Below are 23,095 nucleotides of genomic sequence, written 5' to 3'. Positions count from 1 at the left end.
ATACTGGCGGGGTGCGCTAAACGATGCGGACCAATATTTCGGAGTGTCCTGCGCGGATGACGTCGCCGTCTGCCAACTGCCAATCCTGAACGGATGCGCCGTTGACGGTGGTGCCGTTGGTCGAACCTAGATCAGACAACATCGCGACGCGTCCATCCCACCGAATTTCGACGTGTCGCCTCGATACTCCGGTGTCCGGGAGCCGGAACTGGGCATCTTGGCCACGGCCGATGATGTTCTGGCCTTCGCGAAGCTGGAAGTAGCGGCCGCTGCCGTCCTCGAGCTGCAATGTCGCGGCCAGACTCTGAGCGTCGTTGTACGCGGGCTCGGCGTAGCCGTAGTCGGGCTGTTGATACCCGGCTTGCTGGTAGCCGCCCTGCTGGGACTGATAGTCGTAGGCCGGCTGCTGATAGGACGCAGGCTGCTGATACGACGCAGGCTGTTGGGCGGGCTCGGCGTAGCGCTGGTCCCCGTAGGCCTGCTGGGGCTCCCCGTAGGCCTGCTGTTCGCCGTAAGCGGGCTCGGCGTACGCCTGCTGGCCATACGACTGCTGGTCCGAGTAGCCCTGCTGATCCCGATAGCCTTGCTGGTCCGAGTAGGCCTGTTCGGGTGGCGGCTGAGCCGAGTACCCCTGCGCGTAACCACCCTGCTCGTAACCCTGATCCGAATACGCTTGCTGGTCGTACCCTTGATCGCTGTAGGCCTGCTGTTCGTAGCCCTGGTTGTACTGATCGCCTCGGGGCTGACCCTGCTGCTGGGGAGCATCGGAATCGGCACCGTAAGCGCCGTTCGCATATGGAGCGCCGTTGCTACGCGCGTCATATCCGTTCTGGTCGCGGGCCTGCGCATAACGCGGATCTTGGCCGGGAGCCGGATACCCGTTGCGGGCGCGCGGATCGGGGCGAGAGCCGTCGGCGGGTTCGCGTTGCGGGTCGTAGCCTGGGTTCTGCGTCATGGGGCCGGCTCCTGATGTCGACTTAGGTGGGGCTGACGGTCGCGGGGGGCGTTGGCCGGCCGCCGAGGCGTTTCCGGTTGCAGTCGACGATCGTCCCACATCGGGATCGACCGAACCACTGGCCCGGAACTGACCGGTGTGCAAGGTGGGCGACGGTTCGAATCGAACCACGACATCCCCGTACGTCTGCCAGCCCTGATCACGAATGTAGTCACCGAGGTGGCGCGAAAAAGCCTTCACGGTCAGATCGTGATCTGCGGCGAGTCCGTCATGGTCGGAACTGTTGATGGTGATCACATAGCTGTTCGGTGCGAGGTAGTGGCCCCCGTCGAGCGGACGGACCAGATCCGACGCTTCCTGCTGAAGCGCTGCCTCGACTTCCTGCGGAACCACTCCGCCACCGAATACGCGGGCGAATACGTCACCGACCGCGCCTTGCAGCTTTCGCTCGAAACGCTGGACAATTCCCATGGTGACCTCTCCTCCCATCTAGTGCTCGGGTCTGCATTGTTCCTGCTCGAGGAACGAACTTCGAGTAGGAACCGAACGCGTGACCGCGAGCGCGTGTCGGCTCGAGGTCTTCGTCCATGCATGATATACGTTGCGGGTCGGTAAGCACCCGTGCGCTGAAGGGTCGACATCTCGATTTCTTCGTCGCCGGATGTGCATGTTAACGTTCACCGGTCACCCGGGCGGGTGGCGGAATGGCAGACGCGCTGGCTTCAGGTGCCAGTGTCCTTCGGGACGTGGGGGTTCAAGTCCCCCTCCGCCCACAACACTGGTCGCAGCTGATTCGTTCGCTGCGGCCAGTGGTTTATTTACGACCGAGATGTCGCGATGAGCACAAAGAAGGCCCGGCCGAATTCATTCGGCCGGGCCTTCTTTTGTGGGCCTGCTCAGATCCCCTTCTTGATCATCTCCGCGCACTTTTCACCGATCATCATCGTGGTGATGTTGGGGTTGACGGCCACGATCTTCGGCATGATGGACGCGTCTGCCACGCGCAAGTTGCGGACGCCCTTGACTCGTAATTGCGGATCCAGGGGTGCGTCGGGGTTATCGGCCGCGCCCATCGATACCGAGCCCGTGGGATGGTAGACGGTGTTGTGGGTGCGGGTGATGTAGTCGGCGATCTCGTCGTCGGTGCGCACTTGCTCACCGGGGAACAACTCCATTCCCGCCCATTCGGCCATAGCCGGTTTCCCGACGATCTCGCGGGCCAGCTTGATCCCGTAGGTCATGATCTGCATGTCGTACGGGTCCGAGAAGTACTTCGGATCGACACGCGGCTTGTCGCGGAAGTCTCGGCTGCGCAGACGGACCGTGCCGCGCGAACGTGCGTCCGTGACATTCGGGGTCAGACAGAACGCGTTCTCCGAGGTGGGATAGCCCTGGCGCAACGTGTGCATGTCGAACGGGGTGTTGCCGAAGTGGAACATCAGGTCCGGTCGGTCGCGTCCCTTGTCGATGCGAGTGAAGATGCCGATTTCCCACCACTGCAACGACTCGGTGACCATCGGCTTCTTCGCGTCCCACGAGATGACGCCCTCTGGGTGATCCTGCATGTGCGAGCCGACGCCGGGTGAGTCCACCACTACCTCGACGCCGATGTCGCGCAGGTGGTCGGCGGGCCCGATACCGGAGAGCATGAGCAACTTGGGGGAGTCGATCGCGCCGGCCGAGACGATGACCTCGCGATCGGCGTGGATGGTGTCGGTGTGTACCAAGTCCGGGTTCAAAACCTGTACGCCCGTGCATCGTTTGTCCGCGTCGATGATCAGCTTCTTGACCCAGAGTCCGGTGAGGACCTCGAGGTTGGTGCGCGTATTCATGATCGGGTGTAGATAGGACACCGACGACGAGGACCGAACGCCGTCCTCCAGGGCGTTCACCTGGAAGAACCCTGCGCCCTCGACAACCGTGCCGTTGTTGAACTGCACGGTAGGGATACCGGCTTGCTCACACGCTTCGAGAATCGCCACCCCTGCCGGGTCCACAGCTTCGATGTTCCGGATGCGTACCGGCCCGTCGTGACCGTGGTGCGTGCCCGGCTGGTCGTTGTTCTCGAGCTTTCGAAGCAGCGGCAGCATCTGCTCGGAATCCCAGCCGACGGCGCCGTACTTGCCGGCCCACTCGTCGAGATCCTCGGCAGGCGGCCAGAAAGCGATGCACGAGTTGTGTGAGGAACAACCGCCCAGCACCTTCGCCCGAGACTGGCGCATGAACGAGTTACCGTGCTCCTGCGGTTCGATCAGATAGTCCCAGTCGAAACCTGATCCGAGCAGTGCAGGCCAGCGGGTGAGCTGGAGGACGGCGTCGACGCCGACGTCGCTGGGGCCGGCCTCGATCAACGCGACGGTGACGGACGAGTCCTCACTGAGACGTGCCGCCACGGCAGCGCCGGCGCTGCCGCCGCCGACGACCACGTAATCGAATCGCTTTTCGGACATGTTCTTGCGCCTCTCCTCGAACCGAACCGAACCGAACAGACAATCGGTGGTGTGTTCAGTGCTGCGGGAACCAGCCGGTGACTGCGGGCCGGAGGTTCTGGTAGATGTGCTTGATCTCCTGGTATTCGGCCAGACCGGTCGGACCCAGTTCGCGGCCGTTGCCCGACATGCCGAATCCACCCCACTCGGCCTGTGGCAGGTAGGGGTGGAAGTCGTTGATCCAGACGGTGCCGTGGCGTAACCGCGCAGCCACGCGCTCGGTCTTTCCGGCGTCCTGGCTCCAAACGCCCGCGGCGAGCCCGTACCGAGTGTCGTTGCCGATGGCGACGGCCTCTTCTTCCGTGCGGAAGGTCTCCACGGTGACGACGGGACCGAAGCCCTCTTCCTGCACCACCGACATTGCGGTGTTGCAGCCGTCGAGGACCGTCGGCAGATAGTAGAAGCCCGCCTCGAGTTCACCGGTGCCCCATTCGGCGCCGCAGCCGACGACGGCCCCTTCCGCGATGCCTGCGTCGACGTAGGCGGTGACCTTGTCACGATGGTCGGCGGAGATGAGCGGACCTGTCTCGGCCGCTTCGTCGAACGGCCCGCCCAAGCGAATCTGCTTGGCGCGACGGATCAACTCCTGAACGAAGCGGTCATGGATGGACTCCTCGACGATGAGACGCGCTCCTGCCGAGCACACCTGGCCGCTGTGTACGAAGGCTGCGTTGAGGGCATTGTCGACGGCCGCATCGAAGTCGGCGTCGGCGAAGACGACGTTGGGGTTCTTCCCGCCGAGTTCGAGTGCCACTTTTTTGACCGTCTGCACTGCCGCTGCGGCGACCACGCGGCCCGTCGCGAGTCCGCCGGTGAACGAGACCATGTCGACATCGGGATGTTCCGACAGCGGCGCGCCCGCGGTGGCACCGGCGCCGAGCACGAGGTTCGCCACGCCCGCCGGTAGTCCGAGCCCATCGAGTACATCCATCAGAAGCATCGCAGTGTGCGGGGTGAGTTCGCTGGGCTTGAGCACGAAGGTGTTGCCCGCTGCGAGAGCAGGCGCCACCTTCCACGCCACCTGCAGCAGCGGGTAGTTCCAGGGGGTGATCATTCCGCAGACACCGATGGGCTCGTAGACGACCTTGCTCACGACGTCGGGCATGCCCGGGTCCACCACCCGACCTGCCTGCTGCCCGGCGAGCACGCCGAAATAGCGGAAGCTGGCAGTGATGTCGTCCATGTCGATTTCGCTCTCCACGAGGCGCTTGCCCGTATCGAGTGACTCGGCGCGGGCGAACTCGTCCTTACGTTGTTGGATCGCATCAGCGACCCGTAACAACAACGCGCCCCGTTCGGTCGCCGGAGTGGAACTCCATACTCCTGCGTCGAATGCACGTCGGGCGGCGGCGATGGCCGCTGCGGTATCGGCACCATCTGCCTCGTCGACGGTGCCGACGAGCTCGCCGTTCGCCGGGCAGTGGATCTCTCGAGTTCCGCCGTTGACCGCGGAGGTCCACTCACCATCGATAAACAACGTCTTGGGCATGAGGCTGGTCTCCTAGCTGCGTGGGTTGTGCTGTTTGGGCTGTCCGTGCGGGTGGAGCGGTCAGGAACCGCCGCTGTTCTCCTCGAGCTGGAGGAAAGTCAGGTGCCCTTCGTAATGGTCCAGGATATCTTCGATGACCTGGTCTTTCGTATATCCCATGATGTCGTATCCCTGACCGGAACCACCGTCCAGATAGACCTCCATCCGGTAGTACTCGTCCTCGGTGCGAGGCAGTGTCAGCCCGAAGGACGGGACGGCGACCTTGCGTCGCCACACCTGATATCGGAACGGATGAGCGTGGTCTGCACCGACCTCGAGTTCGTACATGTCCTCGGTGTCGTCGACGGGACCGCATCGGGCATCGATCCCTTGCGCCCGCATTTCTTCGACGACCTCGTTGAAACTCGGCAACACCACCTCGCGTCCGAACTCTCGCACTCGGTCCTCGCCGGGGAATCTGAGAACCCGACTGAGTCGGTGGCGCCAGGACCAGTCGACTCCGCGGTTTCCTCCGGTGCGGACCGAGAGCGAGCCCGGCAAACTCTGCTCGACGCTTTCGATTCGGAACGTCTCCACTCTCAGCGACCGGTAGAGCCCGATCATGACGAGGATGATGACGAAGGCGAAGGGCAAGCCCATGATGACCGCAGCATTCTGCAAAGCTCCGACGCCGCCTACGACGAGCATGGCCACGGTCAGACCGCCTGTCGCCAGCGCCCAGAAGATGCGAAGCGGCGCGTTCCCGTCGTGTTGCGGGCTCGGCAGGTGCGAGGAGAGGTTGGCCATCACCAGCGCGGCCGAGTCCGCGGACGTGACGTAGAAGAGAAGAGCGGTGAAGGTGGCGAGGGCGGCGATGAAGATGAATGCCGGGTAGTCCCTCAGGAGTTCGTAGAACGCGCCCTCCGGGTTGAGGATTGCTTGTTCGCCGAATTCGTTGTCACCGCCGCGAACCCGCTGGAGGGCAGAGTTTCCGTAGACCGAGGCCCACATGAGTATGTAGAGAAAGGGGATCGTCAAGGTCCCGAGTACGAACTGGCGGATGGTGCGGCCTCGGGATATCCGCGCGAGGAACAGGCCGACGAACGAGGCCCACGCGATCCACCAGGCCCAGAAGAACAGTGTCCAGTCGGTCATCCACGTGCCGGTGTCCTCGAACGCGAAGGTCTGACCGACCATGTTGGGGAACAGTCGAACGAAGTCGCTGACATTCAGAACGAGGGCGTCGAGTAGGAACTGGGTTTGGCCCATGACGAGCACCCAGATCGACAGTGCGAACGCCAGAAACACGTTGAGAAGCGAGAGAATTTTGATTCCCTTGTCCACGCCCGAGGTGGCCGAAAGTGTGGCAATGGCAACACCGACGGCGACGATGCCGATTTCGACACCGGTGCTGACCTCCAGCCCGAAAACTATGTTCAGTCCCACGTTGATCATCACCACGCCGATTCCCAGCGAGGTTGCTACGCCGAAGATCGTCCCGAGTAGTGCAGCGAAGTCGACTGTGTCGCCCAGCACACCCTTGACGCGTTTGCCGAAGATGGGCGCGAGTGCCGAGCGGATCGCCAACGGCTGGTTCTTCCGATATGCGAAGTACGCCAACGCAATCCCCATCAGGGCGTAGAGGCCCCATCCACTGATTCCGTAGTGGAAGAGCGTCCATACGGTCGCCTCACGGGCAGCTTCCACCGAACCGGCTTCGGTGCTCGGCGGTTGGAGGTACTGCGTCACCGGCTCGGAGACGGCGAAGTACATCAGGTCGGTGCTGATTCCGGCGGCGAAGAGCATGGACGCCCATGACAGCAACCCGAACTCGGGTTGTGAGTGAGCCGGCCCGAGCTTGATATTGCCGAATCCCGAGAATGCCAGGTAAACAACGAAGACGAGCACGATCGCGACCAGCGCAACGTAGAACCACCCGAACCAGTCCGACGTCCACATCACTGCGCTGCCGAGCACACTCTCTGCGTTCTCCGGTGCGATCAGCGCCCAGATCGTAATCGCAAGAGTGAACAGCGCAGCGGGTACGAAGACCCGCCAGTTCACTCGCGATCGAGCCTCCGGTTCGTCGGCCACATCAGGCTTGGATTCCTCGACCGAAGAACTCACAAATCTGTTCCCTTCTGTTACCTGCACCCGGATGGCGGCGTCAGCACTGTGCTCACAAACACAGCAAGACACTGGAGGTGACGCTTCCGTCGTCCTCACCCTAGTCCCGCAGACGCCTGGCTTTGGGCCCTTCGAGCTGCGAAAATTCGACTTGGCAGAGTTGGTCGGCCCGGTTCGAGGCGCACGGTTTCGGTCGACTGCAGCATCGCGGTCGACTCACTGCGAGGGACGGATCCGCCGCTGCCGGGTCGGACCGTCGATGCCCAATGCACTGTTCGCCGAGTGCAATCCGGCTTTCGACCGGACTGTGATCAACCGTCCTGCGCTTAGCGGGCGCACGTCCGGCAAGCGCAGGTGGCGAATTACGCCGATGTTGTTTCCCGATGTCCTTCGGTGACACCCGGATTGTGAGCCCGACGTGAATTCTGGGCATTGCCTCTCTCGAGTTGCTTCTCGCGTGCAAAAGCGGAGCGCAGGGGTCGATATGGTCTCGTAAAATTTTTTGTGAACCCCCAGCTCGAGGGCGTTAATAGGTTAACCTTATTTGCAGTGTTACCTGGGTACTGATTTATCGTTTGTCATTGGACCGGCGTACAAACGGCCGATCCACCCGAACGAGGCTTGCGTGTGCCCCCGAGCTGATCTGCTCGACGGTAGGCAAGGCCCGACGCTCGGGGGTGCTGCTTCAACGGCGAACGGCACCCAACAGCCGTCCGCGACGGCCGGCGATCTGTGCCGAGCCGCTCTGGCGTATTTGAAAGCTGGACTTATCCGAAGGCTAGGTATGAAGCACACTCCGGGCCCGCAAGGCCTCTACGATCCCCGTAACGAGCATGACTCCTGTGGAGTGGCGTTCGTGGTGGACATTCACGGTCGCCGTAGCCGTGACATCGTCGAAAAGGCCATCACTGCGCTGGTCAATCTCGAGCATCGGGGCGCCGCCGGCTCCGAACCCAACACCGGTGACGGCGCTGGAATCCTCATCCAGGTACCGGACGCATTCTTCCGAGCCGTTGTCGATTTCGAACTGCCCGCCGCGGGGGCGTATGCCACCGGAATCGCTTTTCTGCCGCAAGGCAAAGTCGATGCCGCTCGTGCGTGCGAGGACGTCGAAAAGATCGTCGAGAACGAGGGCCTGACCGTCCTGGGCTGGCGTGATGTTCCCACCGACGACTCCTCTCTCGGGGCGCTCGCGCGGGATGCGATGCCCACGTTCCGTCAGTTGTTCTTCGGCTCTTCCGATTCCTCCGTTACGGATATGGATCTCGAGCGCCGCGCATTCGTCATCCGCAAGCGCGTCGAGCACGAGCTCGGCGAACAGGGACCCGGCAAGGGCGGCCCCGGCCGCGAGACCGTGTACTTCCCGTCCCTTTCCTCGCAGACTTTCGTCTACAAGGGCATGTTGACGACCCCTCAGCTCAAGGGCTTCTACATCGATCTGCAGGATGAACGTGTCGAAAGCGCACTCGGGCTCGTGCACTCACGATTCTCGACCAACACGTTCCCGTCGTGGCCGCTGGCGCACCCGTTCCGTCGCGTCGCGCACAACGGCGAGATCAACACCGCGACCGGCAACGAGAACTGGATGCGTGCCCGCGAGGCTCTCATCACCTCCGACGTCTTCGGTGGTCCCGACGCGCTGAAGAAGATCTTCCCCGTCGTCACCCACGGTGCAAGTGACACCGCTCGTTTCGACGAAGTACTCGAACTGTTGCACCTCGGCGGCCGCAGTCTTCCGCATGCTGTGCTCATGATGATCCCGGAGGCATGGGAGCGTCACGAGAGCATGGACCCCGCCCGTCGTGCGTTCTACCAGTACCACTCTTCGCTGATGGAGCCCTGGGACGGACCGGCCTCGGTGTGCTTCACCGACGGCACCCTCATCGGAGCAGTGCTGGACCGCAACGGTCTGCGCCCGAGCCGGCTGTGGGTCACCGACGACGGCCTCGTCATCATGGCGTCCGAGGTCGGCGTGCTCGACATCGATCCGGCGAAGGTCATCAGCAAGGTTCGGCTCCAGCCCGGACGGATGTTTCTCGTGGACACCGCTCAGGGTCGCATCGTCTCCGACGACGAGATCAAGGACGAGCTCGCTGCCGAGCACCCGTACCAGCAATGGCTCGACGACGGTCTCACCGAGATCGACGATCTGCCCGACCGCCCGCATGTGCACATGCCGCACGATCGCGTTCTGATCCGTCAGCAGATCTTCGGGTACACCACCGAGGAGCTGAGCGTTCTGCTCTCGCCGATGGCGAAGAGCGGAGCCGAGGCCATCGGCTCGATGGGTACCGACACTCCGATCGCGGTTCTCTCTGCCCGCCCGCGGATGCTGTTCGACTACTTCTCGCAGCTGTTCGCGCAGGTCACCAACCCGCCGCTCGACGCGATCCGCGAAGAGATCGTCACGAGCCTCGGCGGCACCATCGGACCCGAGGGCGACCTGCTCGACCCGGGCGCCGACGCGTGCAAGCAGATCGTGCTCCCGACGCCGATCCTGCACAACGACGACCTGTCCAAGCTGATCCACATCAACGACGACGGGACGCAGGAAGGCCTGCGTTCGGTGGTCGTGCGCGGTCTGTATCCGGTGGCCGAGGGCGGCGAGGGGCTTCGACACTCGCTCGAGGCCATTCGGGCACAGGTGTCTGCGGCGATTTCCGGTGGAGCGCGCATCGTCGTGCTCTCCGATCGTGAATCCAGTGAGAAGCTCGCGCCGATCCCGTCGCTGCTACTGACCTCCGCGGTTCATCAGCACTTGGTCCGCGAGAAGACCCGCACCAAGGTCGGCCTGATCATCGAGTCCGGTGATGCCCGCGAGGTGCACCACATGGCGCTTCTCGTCGGTTTCGGTGCGGCAGCGGTCAATCCGTACATGGCGTTCGAGTCCATCGAGGACATGATCGAGCGCGGTGCTCTCGCCGATATCGAGCTCGACAAGGCCGTCGCCAACTACATCAAGGCGGCAGGCAAAGGTGTCCTGAAGGTGATGTCCAAGATGGGCATCTCGACGTTGGCGTCGTACACCGGTGCGCAACTGTTCCAGGTGATCGGCCTTTCGCAGGCCGTGGTGGACGAGTACTTCACCGGACTGAACAGCCAGCTCGGTGGTATCGATCTCGACCAGATCGCCGCTGATGTGCAGACGCGTCACGGCATCGCTTATCTCACCAACCGGCACGAGCGCGCGCATCGTGAGCTCGAGACGGGCGGCGAGTACCAGTGGCGTCGTGAAGGGGAGTACCACCTCTTCAACCCGGACACCGTGTTCAAGTTGCAGCACTCCACTCGCACCGGCCAGTACGACGTCTTCAAGGAATACACGAAGATGGTCGACGACCAGTCGGAGCGCCTGGCCTCGCTGCGTGGACTCTTCCGCTTCAAAACCGAAGACCGGCAGTCCATTTCGATCGACGAGGTCGAACCGGCCTCGGAGATCGTCAAGCGCTTCTCGACGGGCGCGATGAGCTACGGCTCCATCTCCGCCGAGGCGCACGAAACGCTGGCGATCGCGATGAACCGCCTCGGTGCCCGCTCCAATTCGGGTGAAGGCGGAGAAGACGTCTCGCGTTTCGAGCCCGACGAGAACGGTGACTGGCGACGCAGTGCGATCAAGCAGGTCGCGTCGGGACGCTTCGGTGTCACCTCGCACTACTTGACCAACTGCACCGACATCCAGATCAAAATGGCCCAGGGCGCCAAACCTGGTGAGGGTGGCCAGCTTCCGGCACACAAGGTGTATCCGTGGGTTGCCGAGGTTCGGCACTCGACGCCGGGTGTCGGCTTGATTTCGCCTCCGCCGCACCACGATATCTATTCGATCGAGGACCTGGCGCAGCTGATCCATGATCTGAAGAACGCCAACCCGCAGGCGCGCATTCACGTCAAGCTCGTCTCTGAACTCGGCGTCGGCACGGTCGCAGCGGGTGTCTCCAAGGCGCACGCCGATGTGGTCCTCATCTCGGGTCACGACGGCGGTACCGGCGCAACGCCGCTGACATCGGTCAAGCACGCAGGCGGGCCGTGGGAACTCGGTTTGGCCGAGACACAGCAGACGTTGCTGCTCAACGGTCTTCGTGATCGCATCGTCGTTCAGGTCGACGGACAGCTCAAGACCGGGCGCGATGTGATGGTTGCAGCTCTGCTCGGTGGCGAGGAATTCGGTTTCGCAACCGCGCCTCTCGTCGTGACGGGATGCATCATGATGCGCGTGTGCCACCTCGATACGTGCCCGGTCGGTGTTGCCACGCAGAACCCGCTGTTGCGCAAGCGTTTTGCCGGCCAGCCGGAGTTCGTGGAAAACTTCTTCATGTTCATCGCCGAAGAGGTTCGCGAGCTGATGGCCGAGCTCGGATTCCGCACCCTCAACGAGGCCGTCGGCCAGGTGGCGCTGCTGGACACCACCGCAGCCAAGGACGCGTGGAAGGCATCCAAGCTCGATTTGTCCCCGATTCTCGACGAGGTCGAGTCGGCATTCATGAACCAGGACCTCTACAACACCGGTACCCAGGATCATGGCCTCGACAAGGCACTCGACCAGCAGCTCATCGTGCAGAGTCGAAATGCGCTGGACAGGGGCGAGAAGGTGTCGTTCGCCTCGAAGATCACCAACGTCAACCGCACGGTCGGCACCATGCTGGGCCATGAGGTGACCAAGGCGTACGGCGGCGTCGGCCTGCCCGAGAACACCATCGACATCACTTTCACCGGCTCGGCGGGTAACAGCTTCGGCGCCTTCGTGCCTGCCGGCATGACACTTCGCCTCCACGGTGACGCCAACGACTTCGTCGGCAAGGGTCTTTCCGGTGGACGTATCGTCATGCGGCCCTCGCTCGATGCCCCCAAGGGCTTCGTCGCCGAGGACAACATCATCGGCGGCAACGTCTTCCTGTTCGGTGCCACCAACGGTCAGGCCCTCATCCGAGGCGTCGTCGGTGAGCGTTTCGCAGTGCGTAACTCCGGTGCGGTGGCCGTCGTCGAAGGTGTCGGCGACCACGGTTGCGAGTACATGACCGGTGGCAAGGTCGTCGTCCTCGGCGAGACGGGGCGGAACTTCGGTGCCGGCATGTCCGGCGGCGTCGCATTCATCTTCGACCCGGCCAAGACGTTCGAGGCGAACCTGAATACCGAGCTCGTCGATATCGAGGACATCGAAGGCGACGAGTTCGTCTGGTTGAAAGACATCGTCACCCGTCACCACGAGGAAACGGGATCCGAAGTTGCAGAGCGAATCCTCAACGATTGGTCACAGCAGGTGAACCATTTCGTGAAGGTCATGCCGCGCGATTACAAGAAGGTACTGCTGGCCATCTCCGAAGCCGAGAAGAACGGCGCGGACGTGGACGAAGCGATCATGGAGGCAGCTCGTGGGTGACCCACAAGGATTTTTGAAGCACACGGTTCGTGAACTGCCGAAGCGTCGACCCGTCGACCTGCGGCTGATGGACTGGAAAGAGGTCTACGAGGACTTCCCCAAGGAAGCCTTGCAGACGCAGGCGAGCCGTTGCATGGACTGTGGTGTTCCGTTCTGCCACAACGGCTGCCCGCTGGGGAACCTGATTCCCGAGTGGAACGACCTGGTGTTCAAGGATCGCTGGCGCGAGAGTATCGACCGCTTGCATGCCACGAACAACTTCCCGGAGTTCACCGGACGACTGTGCCCTGCTCCGTGCGAGGCGTCGTGCGTACTGGGAATCAACCAGGACCCCGTGACGATCAAGCAGGTCGAGGTCGAGATCATCGACAAGGCGTTCGAAGAGGGCTGGGTCACTCCCGTCTACCCGACGTTCCTGACGGGCAAGAGCATCGCCGTCGTCGGTTCGGGGCCTGCGGGATTGGCTGCCGCCCAACAGCTCACGCGTGCCGGCCACACCGTCACCGTGTTCGAGCGGGCAGACCGCATCGGCGGACTGCTGCGCTACGGCATCCCCGAGTTCAAGATGGAGAAGCGCCACATCGACCGTCGTCTGGCACAGATGGAGGCCGAGGGCACGGTGTTCCGTACAGGTGTCGATGTCGGAGTGGACATCTCGGCCGAGGAACTGCGCACAGAGTTCGACGCCGTCGTTCTGTCCGGTGGTGCTACCGCGTGGCGCGATCTGCCGATCGAGGGACGCGAACTCGAGGGCATCTATCAGGCGATGGAGTTCCTTCCCGGAGCAAATCATGTGCAGCAGGGCGATTACGACGCTCCGCCCGTCACAGCGAAGGGCAAGAAGGTCGTGATCATCGGTGGCGGTGACACCGGTGCAGACTGCCTCGGCACCTCGCATCGTCAGGGCGCCGAGAGCGTTCACCAGTTCGAGATCATGGCTCGCCCGCCGGAGGAGCGTGCGACGTCCACTCCTTGGCCGTTGTACCCGTTGATGTTCCGCGTCGCGTCGGCTCACGAAGAGGGTGGCGAGCGAGTGTTCTCGGTCAACACCGAGCGTTTCGTCGGTGCCGACGGCAAGGTCACCGGACTCGAAGCGCACGAGGTCGAGTTCAAGGCAGGCAAGTTCGAGAAGGTCGAGGGCAGTGAGTTCACCCTCGAGGCCGATCTGGTGCTTCTTGCCATGGGCTTCGTCGGTCCCGAGAAGCCGGGGTTGCTGACCGATCTCGGCGTGGACCTGAACGAGCGCGGCAACGTCAAGCGCTCGAACGAGTGGGTCACCAACGTGCCCGGTGTGTTCGTTGCCGGTGACATGGGTCGTGGCCAGTCGCTCATCGTGTGGGCCATCGCCGAAGGCCGTTCGTGTGCGGCTGCCGTCGATACGTTCCTCGAGGGTGTGACGGCCCTCCCGTCGCCTATCGTCCCCACCCAGGCGCCGCAACGCTGATCGGTTGCACCAGAACGAGGTTATGGACGGAAAGCAGGTTTTTCCGCTCCATAACCTCGTTTTCGTTACCGATGGTGAGATGTCCTGGTTTTAGGTAACCTCCGTTTACCGATTGGGCATCAATTCGACATCAGGGACTGGCATCCTCACCCTCGAAGTCGAAAGTCCGCTACTGCAGTGAGGCCGCAACCATGCGCGTGAAGAAACTTGTCGCCACCGTCGGAGCAGTCATTGCCGTCGCTGCTGGGACGTCGGTCCTGTCGACGGCGCCGGCGGCGGCCGATCCAGGTAGTTGCCCGGATCTGTATGTGGTCGCGATCCCGGGGACGTGGGAGACGAGTTCGGGCGCTGCGCCCAAGCCTGGCATGCTCACTGCCGTCACCGACCGCATCGCGAGTTCCTCCGTTCGCACCGATTACGTGTCGTACCCGGCCACGGCGTTTCCTTGGGAGGGTGGGATCTACGGGGAGTCTCGCGCGATCGCCACGGCGAATGCGGGCGGAATGCTCGAAGCGATGGCCGCGCAGTGCGGTGCAACGAAGTTCGGCATCATCGGTTACAGCCAGGGTGCCGACGCTGCAGGCGATCTCGCTGCGTCGATCGGAACGGGTCTCGGCGTCGTGCCCGCGAATCGGGTCGTCGCGGTCGGCCTCATCTCCGATCCGAAGCGTTCGGACGCCGATGCATTGGTCGGCCCCGAGGTCGTCGGTACCGGTGTCGGTGGCCCGCGCGTCGGTGGGTTCGGTTTCGTCAGCCCGGTGGTGAAGACCTTCTGCGCGATCGGCGATCTGTACTGCTCGACGCCCAAGGACGACTACATTTCACGGTTGGCCGGCTTCCTCGCGGTCTCTTCCGATCCGAACCCCGATGTGGTCGCGAAGGCGCAGCAGGAAGCGCAGATTCTCATCGGCGATCTGTCGGCAGCGGGTGGGCTTCCGGTCCTACAAGGTCAGCTGACCGATCAGGCGAACGAGCAGCGTCGTCGTGAAATCGAGGCGTTCTATCGTTCCGGGATTCATCAGGAATACGGCAGCTACGCGGTCGACAGCAGTGGAACGAGTGCCACGTCGTGGTTGGCGAACTACCTGCTCGATCAGGCCTGAGAAGGTCCGACCTCGACACCGGTCGGTCGGGTCCGTAATAGGAGATAGACCACGATCGCCGCTGCACCCATCCCTAGTGCGCTCCATGTGGCGGCGAGAGTGAGCCCGTCGACGAACGCGGCTGCCGCGATCTCTCGCAGTGCCGAATCCAGCGGTGGCGGAAGGTAGTCGGCAACGGTCATGCCGCCGCCGACGGTCTCGGATGCCGGCCCGGCTATGTCCGGCGGGGTATTCGGTGGCAGGGCGTCCTCGAGTCGGTGGCGGTAGACGGTCGATCCGATTGTTCCGAGGATGGCGATGCCGACGGCGCCACCGAGTTCGGCGCCGGTCTCCGACAGTGCCGAGGCGGCACCTGCTTTCTCCGGTGCCGCAGCTGTGAGCACGATGTCGGAGTTGAGCGTCGAAGATGCACCGACTCCGAGCGCCAGCAGGGACATGCCCACCACCAGTAGCGGCAGTCCGGAATCGGGTTGGATGAACGCCATCGCAGTGGCGCCGACGGCAATCAGGGCAAGTCCGCCGGCGATGATCGCTCCGGTCGAGACGATCTTGCTCAGGCTCGGTGCGAGTACCGCCCCGGTCCCGGCTGCGATCGCGGGGATCAGCAGCCACAGACCCGCCTCCAGTGGACCGAGCCCCACGATCAGCTGCAGATACTGCGAGGCGAACAGACTGAATCCGGTGAGCGCGAAGATCACCAGGAATTGAACGAGTACTGCTGCGCTGAAGGCACGTTCGGCGAACAGGGTGATGTCGATGAGTGGGTCGCGCCCTCGCCTTTGCCTTCGCAGGAACAACAAGCCCAGAACAATTCCGGCGGTAGCCGTGGCGGTAGTCGTGGCGTCGACCCCGTCCTGTGCGCCGTGCTTGATTGCGTAGACGATCCCGAGCATCGACGCGATCGACAGTACGACGCTGAGCGGGTCGAAGCGGCCCGGGTCGGGATCCTTGAACTCCGACACCAGCAGCGGCGCCGAGATGAGCAGGACGACCATGATCGGAATGTTGATCAGAAACACCGAGCCCCACCAGAAGTGCTCGAGCAACGCCCCACCGATGACGGGACCGAGGGCGCCGCCTCCGGCGAACCCGGCGGTCCACAGTCCGATCGCTTCCTTACGTTGGCCCGGATCGTGAAACATGTTGCGTATCAGAGACAATGTGCTCGGCGCGATGGTGGCTCCGCCGATGCCCAGAAGTGCTCGCGCGAGAAGGAGCATCTCGGAGGACGTCGAGAAGGCTGCGAGCAACGATGCGGCGCCGAACACGACGGCGCCGATCATCAGAAGTCTGCGACGGCCGATCCGGTCACCGACAGAACCCATCGTGATGAGCAGACCAGCCAGAAGGAAGCCGTACAGGTCGAGAATCCACAGTGTTTGATTGCTGCTCGGTTCCAGGTCCGCGGTCATGAAAGGAAGCGCCAGGTAGAGCACCGACATGTCCATCGAGACCAGCAGGATCGGGATCACGAGAATACTCAGTCCGAGCCAATCCTTGCGGGTTGCCTTCGGGGGGTCGCCGGTCATGGATCTCTTCTTCCGCCGCAATTACTCTTTTGTTCGCCAACGCCGATGCGGATGACCCACATGACGGTACCGTCGAATTCGGTGGTTGCCTCTCAGGTGGCCACATACGAGAGGACGCAGTATGCCCAGTGAGCTGAAGGTTGTCGCCACCATCACCGCCAAGCCGGAGTCGGTCGATGCCATACGGACAGGTCTGGCGACGCTGGCCGCGGAGTCGGCGAAGGAGAGCGGAAACGTCTCCTATGAACTGTTCGAGTCAGCTTCCGAGCCGGGCACTTTCGTCACCATCGAGGTGTGGGGATCGCAAGAGGACCTCGACGCGCACATGCAGACACCCCACCTGCAGAAGGCGCTGGGCGAGTTCGGTGCACACCTCGCCAGTGCACCGTCGATTCACCCGCTACGCGTAGTCGGCTAGTTCTCTGTTCGCTTCGCTGTCGCCGGGTTCGGTATCGAGAGTTCGGTAGACGATCCCGGAGACAGCGAGGAGAACGACGGTCAGACCGATTGCCAACCATCCCGTCGAGGTCATCTGCCCGTATCCGATCTCGCGGGCGCCCGCCGCGGTGTAACTCATCGGCATGAACGCCGACAGGTGGCCCCAGATCGCGGCACTGCTCGCGTAGGCAGCTCCGCACACCACGACCTGGACGAGGAGCAAGCCGACGTTGACCGCTTGGCCGACGGCGGCGCCGAGCAGACGCTGGAGCGCGCCGCCCGCAGCCAGATATGCAGCTGCGGAGACGACGAGAAAGAAACCGGCCCCGACAAGTGCACCGATGTCGGCCCCTGGGGCGGTGAACGCGAACGCACAGGCCGCGCATACGCCGATGGCAAGGGTGGCGACGGCGGCGACGCTCCAACCGAGGCGAGAATCGCCACTCAGGACCCGTACCAGGCTCACCGCGCCGATAGCACCGACCGCCACCAATGCTGCGATTAGATACGGCGCCACCGGCGTGCTCGACGCGGCGGCCTGCGTCACCTCGGCCTCCGAAGCTGGGGTAGGTGAGCCGGCGTTCAGCTCCTTGGCCGTCGGGAGTCCGGTGGTTGCTTCTTGGACGTTGGTCGCGATACCGCTGACGATTCCGGAGACCGGGCCGACGGCCGTCACCAACTGGTCGGTTCCGGCTCGGAGTTGTCCGCCGCCGGCGTCGAGCTGGCCTAGTCCGTCTCGAAGTTGGACGGTAGCGTCACCGAGCTGTCCGGTGGCAGTGAGGAATTGGCCGGACGGATCGTTCAGCTCACCGGACAGTTGCCGCGCACCGCCTTTGAGGGTCTGCAGCTGATCGAGCGTCGATGGGCCGAATCCCTGGGTGTTCAGGGTGTCGATCACCGAGCGAATCTGGCCGGAGATGGCGTCGGATCCAGGGTGCGGGAAGCTGTCGATTTGTTGTGCAGTGGCTTCGAGCTTCGCCGTGAACTCACCCTGCTGAGTGCCGAATCCAGCGAGCTGGTCGACGAGTTGATCGACTCCGCCACTGATCTGGGCGGCACCGTCACCGAGTTGCCCGATGCCGTCACGGTATTGGCCGAATCCGTCGGCGAGCTGGATCGTGCCGTCGTGAGCTTGGGTTATTCCGTCGGCGAGGACGATGACGCCGTCGTTGAGTTGCTTACCGCCGTCGGTCAGCTGGGAGACGCCCCCGGACAGGAAGCTGATGGGTAACCCCACTTGCTGCAGGCTCTTCCTCGAGGTGGCCAGGGGATCGCCGGTGGAGGCGCTGGGTGAGCCCGCTACCGTGTCCGCGGTGGCCGGCGCCGTGTCTTCGGGGCTCAGGTCGTAGCCCGCACCGAGCGCGAACGCTCCGGCTGCTACCAGCGGAAAGGCGAGAGCAACGAGAGCGGCGGTCGGTTGCCGAAGGATTCGAAATTTACCCATAGTGGTTTCGAGGCTAACCGGCCCCTGACGGCACTATGACCACGCGAAGCCGTGATGTGGACTGAAACACCGCCCTGAGCAGGCACTTTAAGAGCTCTCTGTGGAGTTGGTGGATCGGTCCCTGTTGCGTGGCAGCAGATCCCACACGTGCTGCGTCTCGTTCACCGCTGCGACCGATCGACTACCGTTGCGGGAGTAGAGGATTCGAGTGATCGAACAGTAGTCGATCGGGAATCCGAGTACCGTGGGGGTGTGCAGGATGTCCTGCAGCAGCATGTTGACGACCCCGCCATGCGCGAACACCACCACCGTGTCGGTGTGTTCGACTCCCGAGACCGCTGCGTCGACGCCGGCGAGTACTCGCGCACGAAACGCGTCCTCGTCGACCTCCTCGGGTAGGTGTCCGGCCTTGATCCGGTCGAACGCATCGCGGAACTCGGTCCGCGCAAGTTCGATCGGAACGTAACCGCCGAAATCTCGGTCGTATTCGGTGAGGCGCTCGTCGGACTCCAGCGTCGACCCCAGTTCGGCGGCCAACACCGATCCGGTCTGCTGGGCGCGGAGTTGAGTGCTCGCGACGGTCTTGGCGATCGCAAATCGAGCCAGCGCGGCAGGTACGCGGGCGGCTTGTTCGTGGCCGAGTTCGGCAAGCGGGGGATCGGCGGTGTCTTCGGAGCGCTGCGGTAGCGCATGGCGAACCAGTATGAGCTGCACGTGCCTACTTAACCATCGTGCCTACCTGACCACCACGCCTACCTGACCATCGTGCCTACCTGACCACGAGACTGCGGCCGTTGCGGATCGTCAGTGCGCGGAAGGCCTGCACGTGGCTCGCCGGCATGCGCTCGGACCAGACCATGCCGATGCGTCGCCGGGCGGTCGGATCGGCCAGGGGTACTTCCACGGTTTCGTATTGTGGCCCGCGAATTTTGGGAAGAATACTGACGCCCAGACCGGCTCCGACCAGTCCTCGGATCGTGTGGATGTCCTGTCCTTCGAACGCAATGTGCGGGGACATGCCTGCCTCGGCCCACAGGCCTTCACAGATCGAGCGCATGCCGAACCCGTGGCCCATGGCGATATAGCGCTCCTCGGCAGTGTCGATGACGTGCACGGCGCGGCGACCGGCCAGACGATGTCCGGTGGGTACGACCAGGACCAGTCGCTCGTCGTAGAGCTGGAAGGAATTGGCGTCGGTGTGCTCGGTGCTGAGCGAGACGAAGGCGAGGTCCGCGGAGCCGTCGTCGAGGCGGTCGAGGCAGCGCGAGCGTGCACCCTGATCGAGATCGAAGGTCACGGCCGGGTGACCGGTTCCGAACGCCTTGATCAGCGCCGGCACGATGTCTTCACCGAGCGTGTTCTGGAATGCGATGGAAATTCTGCCGCGGGCCTTCGCGTCATGCTCGCTCATCGCGTCGAGGCCGGCCTCCAGATCGACCAGGGCCCGTTGCAAATAGGGAATCAGGATTCGGCCCGCGGCTGTCATCGCGATACCGCGTCCGTGACGTTCGACGACCGCAACCCCGAGGATTGCTGTTGCCCGCGCGATCTGTCGGCTCACGGTCGGTTGTGGGATCCCGAGCAGGTGGGCGGCTTCGGTGATGTGTTCGGTTTCCGCGACGGCGACGAGCGTCGGGATGAGGGGGAGTAGTTCTTTCGATTCCGCGCGCACCTACGCAATGATATCGCTGGAGTATCGATTGCCGGGTGCGTATGCATTGGACGCATGTACACCGCAAAGATAGCGTCGAGGAAATGAGTTCATCGATGACCGATGCGGACGCCGACCGCCTCTGGGAGGGTCATCCTCGCGGGTCGCGCGAATACAAGCGCCTGGTTGCGGCCTTGTTGTTCGCGGGTATCGCGACTTTCGCACAGCTCTACTCGGTGCAGGGAATTCTCCCGCTCATCGCGGCCGGCCTCGACATCACGCCGTCGCAGTCCTCTCTGGCGGTCGGAGCGGCCACGGTCGGGGTCGCCGCCGCGGTCCTGCCCTGGTCGGTGGTCGCCGATCGCATCGGACGAGTACGCGCGATGGCCATCTCGGTGATCGCCGCAACGATTCTGGGACTGATGGTTCCGCTGTCCGCTTCACTACCGATGCTGCTGTCGATTCGCTTCTTCGAAGGTGCAGCCCTCGGCGGACTGCCCGCGATTGCCATCGCCTACCTGAGCGAGGAAGTGCACGGCAAACACACCGCGCTCGCCGCAGCAACGTACGTCTCCGGTACCTCCATGGGCGGTCTGCTGGGTCGGATCGTCGCCGGACCTGTTGCGGAGTACACCAACTGGCGCATCGGGACCTTGACGGTGTCGGTACTCGCCGCGGCAGCGGCGGCCCTTTTCGTCTGGCTGGCACCGACGCCGCGCAGATCTCCCACCATCTCCCGCGACGGTCCCTCACTGCCGAGACGTCTGTGGGCGAACCTCCGCGAGCCCGGCATGCTGACCCTGTACGGCCAAGGCTTCCTGCTCATGGGCGGATTCGTCGCGATTTACAACTACCTCGGCTTCCGCCTCGAAGCCGGCCCGTTCGGGCTCCCTCAGTCCCTCATCAGCCTCATCTTCGTGGCGTATCTCAGCGGGACCGTGTCCTCGCGCATCGCCGGACAAATGGCGGTCCGCCACGGCAGAAGCGTCGTCCTCGCCGGTTCGACGGCCACCATGGCCGTCGGTGTCGCACTGACGATCAGCACGAACCTGATCGTCATCCTGACCGGATTGGTCGTACTGACCATCGGATTCTTCGCCGCCCACGCCATCGCGTCGGGGTGGACGGGTCAGCGTGCGGTGGTCGGACGCACCCAAGCGACGTCGCTGTACAACCTCTTCTACTACGGCGGATCCAGCGTTCTCGGCTGGCTAGGAGGAGTGGTATTTCAGACGTACGGCTGGACCGCGATGGCGCTGTTCGTCATAGGTCTGACCGTGACCGCCGGTGGATGGGCACTGCTGCAGGGCACACGACTGAAAACCACGCTTCCAGCCCCGACGCCCCAGGTCACACCGCAGCGCTGAGGGCGACCGTGAGCGGGACGACGCTCAGACAGCAAATCGCCAGTATCAACATCGCGATGACGCCTCGGCGATCCCATTTCTGCTGAGCTCCAGCGGCCGCCGAAACGAAGAGGACGAATCCGATGCAGACCGAACCGATGGTGATGGCGACGGGAGTGGACAGCACGACTAGCTGGTCTTCATGCTGCCCCAGCCGACATACGCATCGACCGAGAGGTAACCGGTGACCCGGGGCTGGTCGCGCACCGGGTACTTGTCGCCGGTGTAGTGGGTCGAGATGCGGTCGATGTCGACCAGATCAGGATCGTCAGCCAGCGTGATGGTGCCGTGAATGGTGATGTGGGTGTACCAGCTGGCCTCGTCGAGCACCGAGATCGACACCCTGGGGTTGCCGCGGATGTGCTCGAGGCGCTTACGTCCGGCCTCGAAGTTCAAGACGATCCGACCGTCCTCCCACAGGTACCAGGTGGGGGCGGTGATGGGTGTGCCATCTGCTCGTACCACCGCCATGACTGCGGGGTTCGGCTTCTTCAGCAGCTCGACGGCTTCCGGCGGCAACGGTGGTTTCGGCATGACGCCACTCTACTTCCGGCCGAGAACGAGCGAGGTCGGTCTCGGCCGGAAGAGATGAACTACAGGAAGAGAAAAACTACAGCGTGGGGAGCTTGACGACCTGCCCGGCGTAGGACAAGCCGGCTCCGAACGCGAGGAGCAGGGCGGTGTCGCCCGCCTTGGCCTTGTCGGTGCGGAGCAATTCCTCCATCGCCAACGGAATCGACGCGGCCGAAGTATTGCCGGTCTCCTCGATATCGTTGGCGACGACGGTGTCGTCGCCGAGGTGCAGGCTCTTGGCGAGCAATTCGGTGATGCGGCTGTTGGCCTGATGCGGGATGAACGCGTGCAGCTCTTCGGTCTGGATACCCGCCGCGTCGATCACTCTCTGTGCTGCCTTACCCATCTCGAACGCGGCCCAGCGGAACACCGAGATGCCGTTCATCTTGATCCAGGGACGCTCGGCGCCCTCGGTCGTGATGTAGTCGTACCAGTCGATCGTCTGGTAGATGGCGTCCGCCTGCGAACCGTCGGAGCCCCAGACGACGGGCCCGATCTCGGTTTCGTCACTCTGGCCGACCACTACCGCGCCCGCGCCGTCGGCGAAGATGAATCGCGTCGTGCGGTCGTACGGGTCGGTGGTCTCGCTCAGCTGCTCTGCGCCGATGACGAGGACGTACTTGCAGGTTCCGGCTTTGACCAGATCGGACGCGACGGCGAGGGCGTAGCAGAATCCTGCGCAGCCGGCGCCGATGTCGAATGCGGCAGGGCCCTTGGTGCCGAGTGCGTGCGCAACCTTGGCGGCAGCCTGCGGGGTCTGCTCGAGGTGCGTCGACGTCGCGACGATGACGGTATCGATGTCCTCGGCCGAGACGCCGCTTGCCGCGAGAGCCTTCTTGCCGGCCTCGATGGCCATGAATACGACATTTTCTTCGGGCTTGGTGAAGCGACGATTCTTGATGCCCGTCCGCGTCTGGATCCACTCGTCGCTCGAGTCGATGGTTTCGCAGATTTCGTCGTTGGTCACCACCCTCTCGGGGCGGTGGACACCCAAGCCGAGAAGCTTGGACTGTCGGCCGGAAGTTGTGCTTATCGATGCACCCATCTGTGTTCCTCTCGTGCTACCGCGCCATCGCCGAACTGTGGATCGGGTC

General features: G+C 63.4%; 16 protein-coding genes and 1 tRNA gene. 6 read left to right on the top strand and 11 right to left on the bottom strand.

Annotated elements, in window-relative coordinates:
• Positions 1–16 precede the first annotated feature (16 nt).
• Positions 17–1,426 carry an FhaA domain-containing protein gene (locus ABIB36_RS05495; RefSeq protein ID WP_084348337.1) on the bottom strand — a complete coding sequence of 470 codons (1,410 nt, stop codon included), beginning with the start codon at positions 1,424–1,426 and terminating at the stop codon, positions 17–19.
• A gap of 219 nt (positions 1,427–1,645) precedes the next feature.
• On the opposite strand from ABIB36_RS05495, the gene ABIB36_RS05490 reads away from it, so the two are divergent.
• A tRNA-Leu gene (locus tag ABIB36_RS05490) sits at positions 1,646–1,728 on the top strand.
• Positions 1,729–1,851: 123 nt separating this feature from the next.
• Here ABIB36_RS05490 and ABIB36_RS05485 read toward each other — a convergent pair.
• Genes ABIB36_RS05485 through betT form a run of 3 tightly spaced genes read right to left on the bottom strand, consistent with a single transcriptional unit; the run spans position 1,852 to position 7,039 of the window.
• Positions 1,852–3,405 carry a GMC family oxidoreductase gene (locus ABIB36_RS05485; protein WP_084348232.1) on the bottom strand — a complete coding sequence of 518 codons (1,554 nt, stop codon included), beginning with the start codon at positions 3,403–3,405 and terminating at the stop codon, positions 1,852–1,854.
• 55 nt (positions 3,406–3,460) lie between these two features.
• Entirely contained in the window at positions 3,461–4,933 is a 1,473-nt protein-coding gene (locus ABIB36_RS05480; protein WP_084348231.1) for an aldehyde dehydrogenase family protein, read from the bottom strand.
• A 60-nt stretch (positions 4,934–4,993) separates the two neighbouring features.
• Positions 4,994–7,039, bottom strand: a complete 2,046-nt coding sequence (gene betT, locus ABIB36_RS05475) for a choline BCCT transporter BetT (protein ID WP_084348230.1) — start codon at positions 7,037–7,039, stop codon at positions 4,994–4,996.
• A gap of 784 nt (positions 7,040–7,823) precedes the next feature.
• On the opposite strand from betT, the gene gltB reads away from it, so the two are divergent.
• From gltB to ABIB36_RS05460, 3 genes are all read left to right on the top strand, one after another.
• Positions 7,824–12,413, top strand: a complete 4,590-nt coding sequence (gltB, locus tag ABIB36_RS05470) for a glutamate synthase large subunit (protein ID WP_354560380.1) — start codon at positions 7,824–7,826, stop codon at positions 12,411–12,413.
• The gene (locus ABIB36_RS05465; RefSeq protein ID WP_084348228.1) at positions 12,406–13,857 is read left to right on the top strand and encodes a glutamate synthase subunit beta; all 1,452 of its coding nucleotides are present in this window, start codon (positions 12,406–12,408) and stop codon (positions 13,855–13,857) included. The genes gltB and ABIB36_RS05465 overlap by 8 nt, the downstream gene beginning before the upstream one ends.
• A gap of 191 nt (positions 13,858–14,048) precedes the next feature.
• Entirely contained in the window at positions 14,049–14,960 is a 912-nt protein-coding gene (locus ABIB36_RS05460; protein ID WP_354560382.1) for a cutinase family protein, read from the top strand.
• Here the strand turns inward: ABIB36_RS05460 and ABIB36_RS05455 are convergent.
• Positions 14,951–16,489: an MFS transporter gene (locus ABIB36_RS05455; protein WP_354560384.1), complete on the bottom strand. Its 1,539-nt coding sequence runs from the start codon at positions 16,487–16,489 to the stop codon at positions 14,951–14,953. The two genes, ABIB36_RS05460 and ABIB36_RS05455, sit on opposite strands and share 10 nt — an antisense overlap.
• Positions 16,490–16,610: 121 nt before the next feature.
• On the opposite strand from ABIB36_RS05455, the gene ABIB36_RS05450 reads away from it, so the two are divergent.
• Complete coding sequence (locus ABIB36_RS05450; protein ID WP_084348225.1) at positions 16,611–16,907, top strand: putative quinol monooxygenase; 297 nt, start codon at positions 16,611–16,613, stop codon at positions 16,905–16,907.
• Here ABIB36_RS05450 and ABIB36_RS05445 read toward each other — a convergent pair.
• The 3 genes from ABIB36_RS05445 to ABIB36_RS05435 all read right to left on the bottom strand — a co-directional run bounded on the left by ABIB36_RS05445 (position 16,890) and on the right by ABIB36_RS05435 (position 20,043).
• Positions 16,890–18,371, bottom strand: coding sequence for a phage infection protein (locus ABIB36_RS05445; RefSeq protein ID WP_354560386.1), 1,482 nt, complete (start codon positions 18,369–18,371; stop codon positions 16,890–16,892). The genes ABIB36_RS05450 and ABIB36_RS05445 overlap by 18 nt on opposite strands.
• 87 nt (positions 18,372–18,458) lie before the next feature.
• Positions 18,459–19,085: a histidine phosphatase family protein gene (locus ABIB36_RS05440; RefSeq protein ID WP_354560388.1), complete on the bottom strand. Its 627-nt coding sequence runs from the start codon at positions 19,083–19,085 to the stop codon at positions 18,459–18,461.
• Between the two features lie 55 nt (positions 19,086–19,140).
• Positions 19,141–20,043, bottom strand: coding sequence for a LysR family transcriptional regulator (locus ABIB36_RS05435; protein ID WP_354560390.1), 903 nt, complete (start codon positions 20,041–20,043; stop codon positions 19,141–19,143).
• Between the two features lie 83 nt (positions 20,044–20,126).
• On the opposite strand from ABIB36_RS05435, the gene ABIB36_RS05430 reads away from it, so the two are divergent.
• Positions 20,127–21,389 (top strand): MFS transporter, encoded by a 1,263-nt coding sequence (locus ABIB36_RS05430; RefSeq protein ID WP_354560392.1) that lies wholly within the window; start codon positions 20,127–20,129, stop codon positions 21,387–21,389.
• Here ABIB36_RS05430 and ABIB36_RS05425 read toward each other — a convergent pair.
• The 3 genes from ABIB36_RS05425 to ABIB36_RS05415 form a co-directional block, all read right to left on the bottom strand.
• Positions 21,373–21,555 (bottom strand): hypothetical protein, encoded by a 183-nt coding sequence (locus tag ABIB36_RS05425; protein WP_084348221.1) that lies wholly within the window; start codon positions 21,553–21,555, stop codon positions 21,373–21,375. The genes ABIB36_RS05430 and ABIB36_RS05425 overlap by 17 nt on opposite strands.
• A 2-nt stretch (positions 21,556–21,557) precedes the next feature.
• Positions 21,558–21,962 carry a PPOX class F420-dependent oxidoreductase gene (locus ABIB36_RS05420; RefSeq protein ID WP_084348220.1) on the bottom strand — a complete coding sequence of 135 codons (405 nt, stop codon included), beginning with the start codon at positions 21,960–21,962 and terminating at the stop codon, positions 21,558–21,560.
• A 76-nt stretch (positions 21,963–22,038) separates the two neighbouring features.
• A complete protein-coding gene (locus ABIB36_RS05415; protein ID WP_354560395.1) occupies positions 22,039–23,046 on the bottom strand; it encodes a beta-ketoacyl-ACP synthase III in 1,008 nt (335 codons plus the stop codon).
• Between the last annotated feature and the right edge of the window lie 49 nt (positions 23,047–23,095).

This window comes from Rhodococcus sp. UYP9 (assembly GCF_040547235.1).
Lineage (GTDB): Bacteria > Actinomycetota > Actinomycetes > Mycobacteriales > Mycobacteriaceae > Rhodococcoides.
The sequence above is the reverse complement of the archived record's forward strand: the minus strand, read 5'-3'. Positions and strand labels throughout refer to the sequence as shown.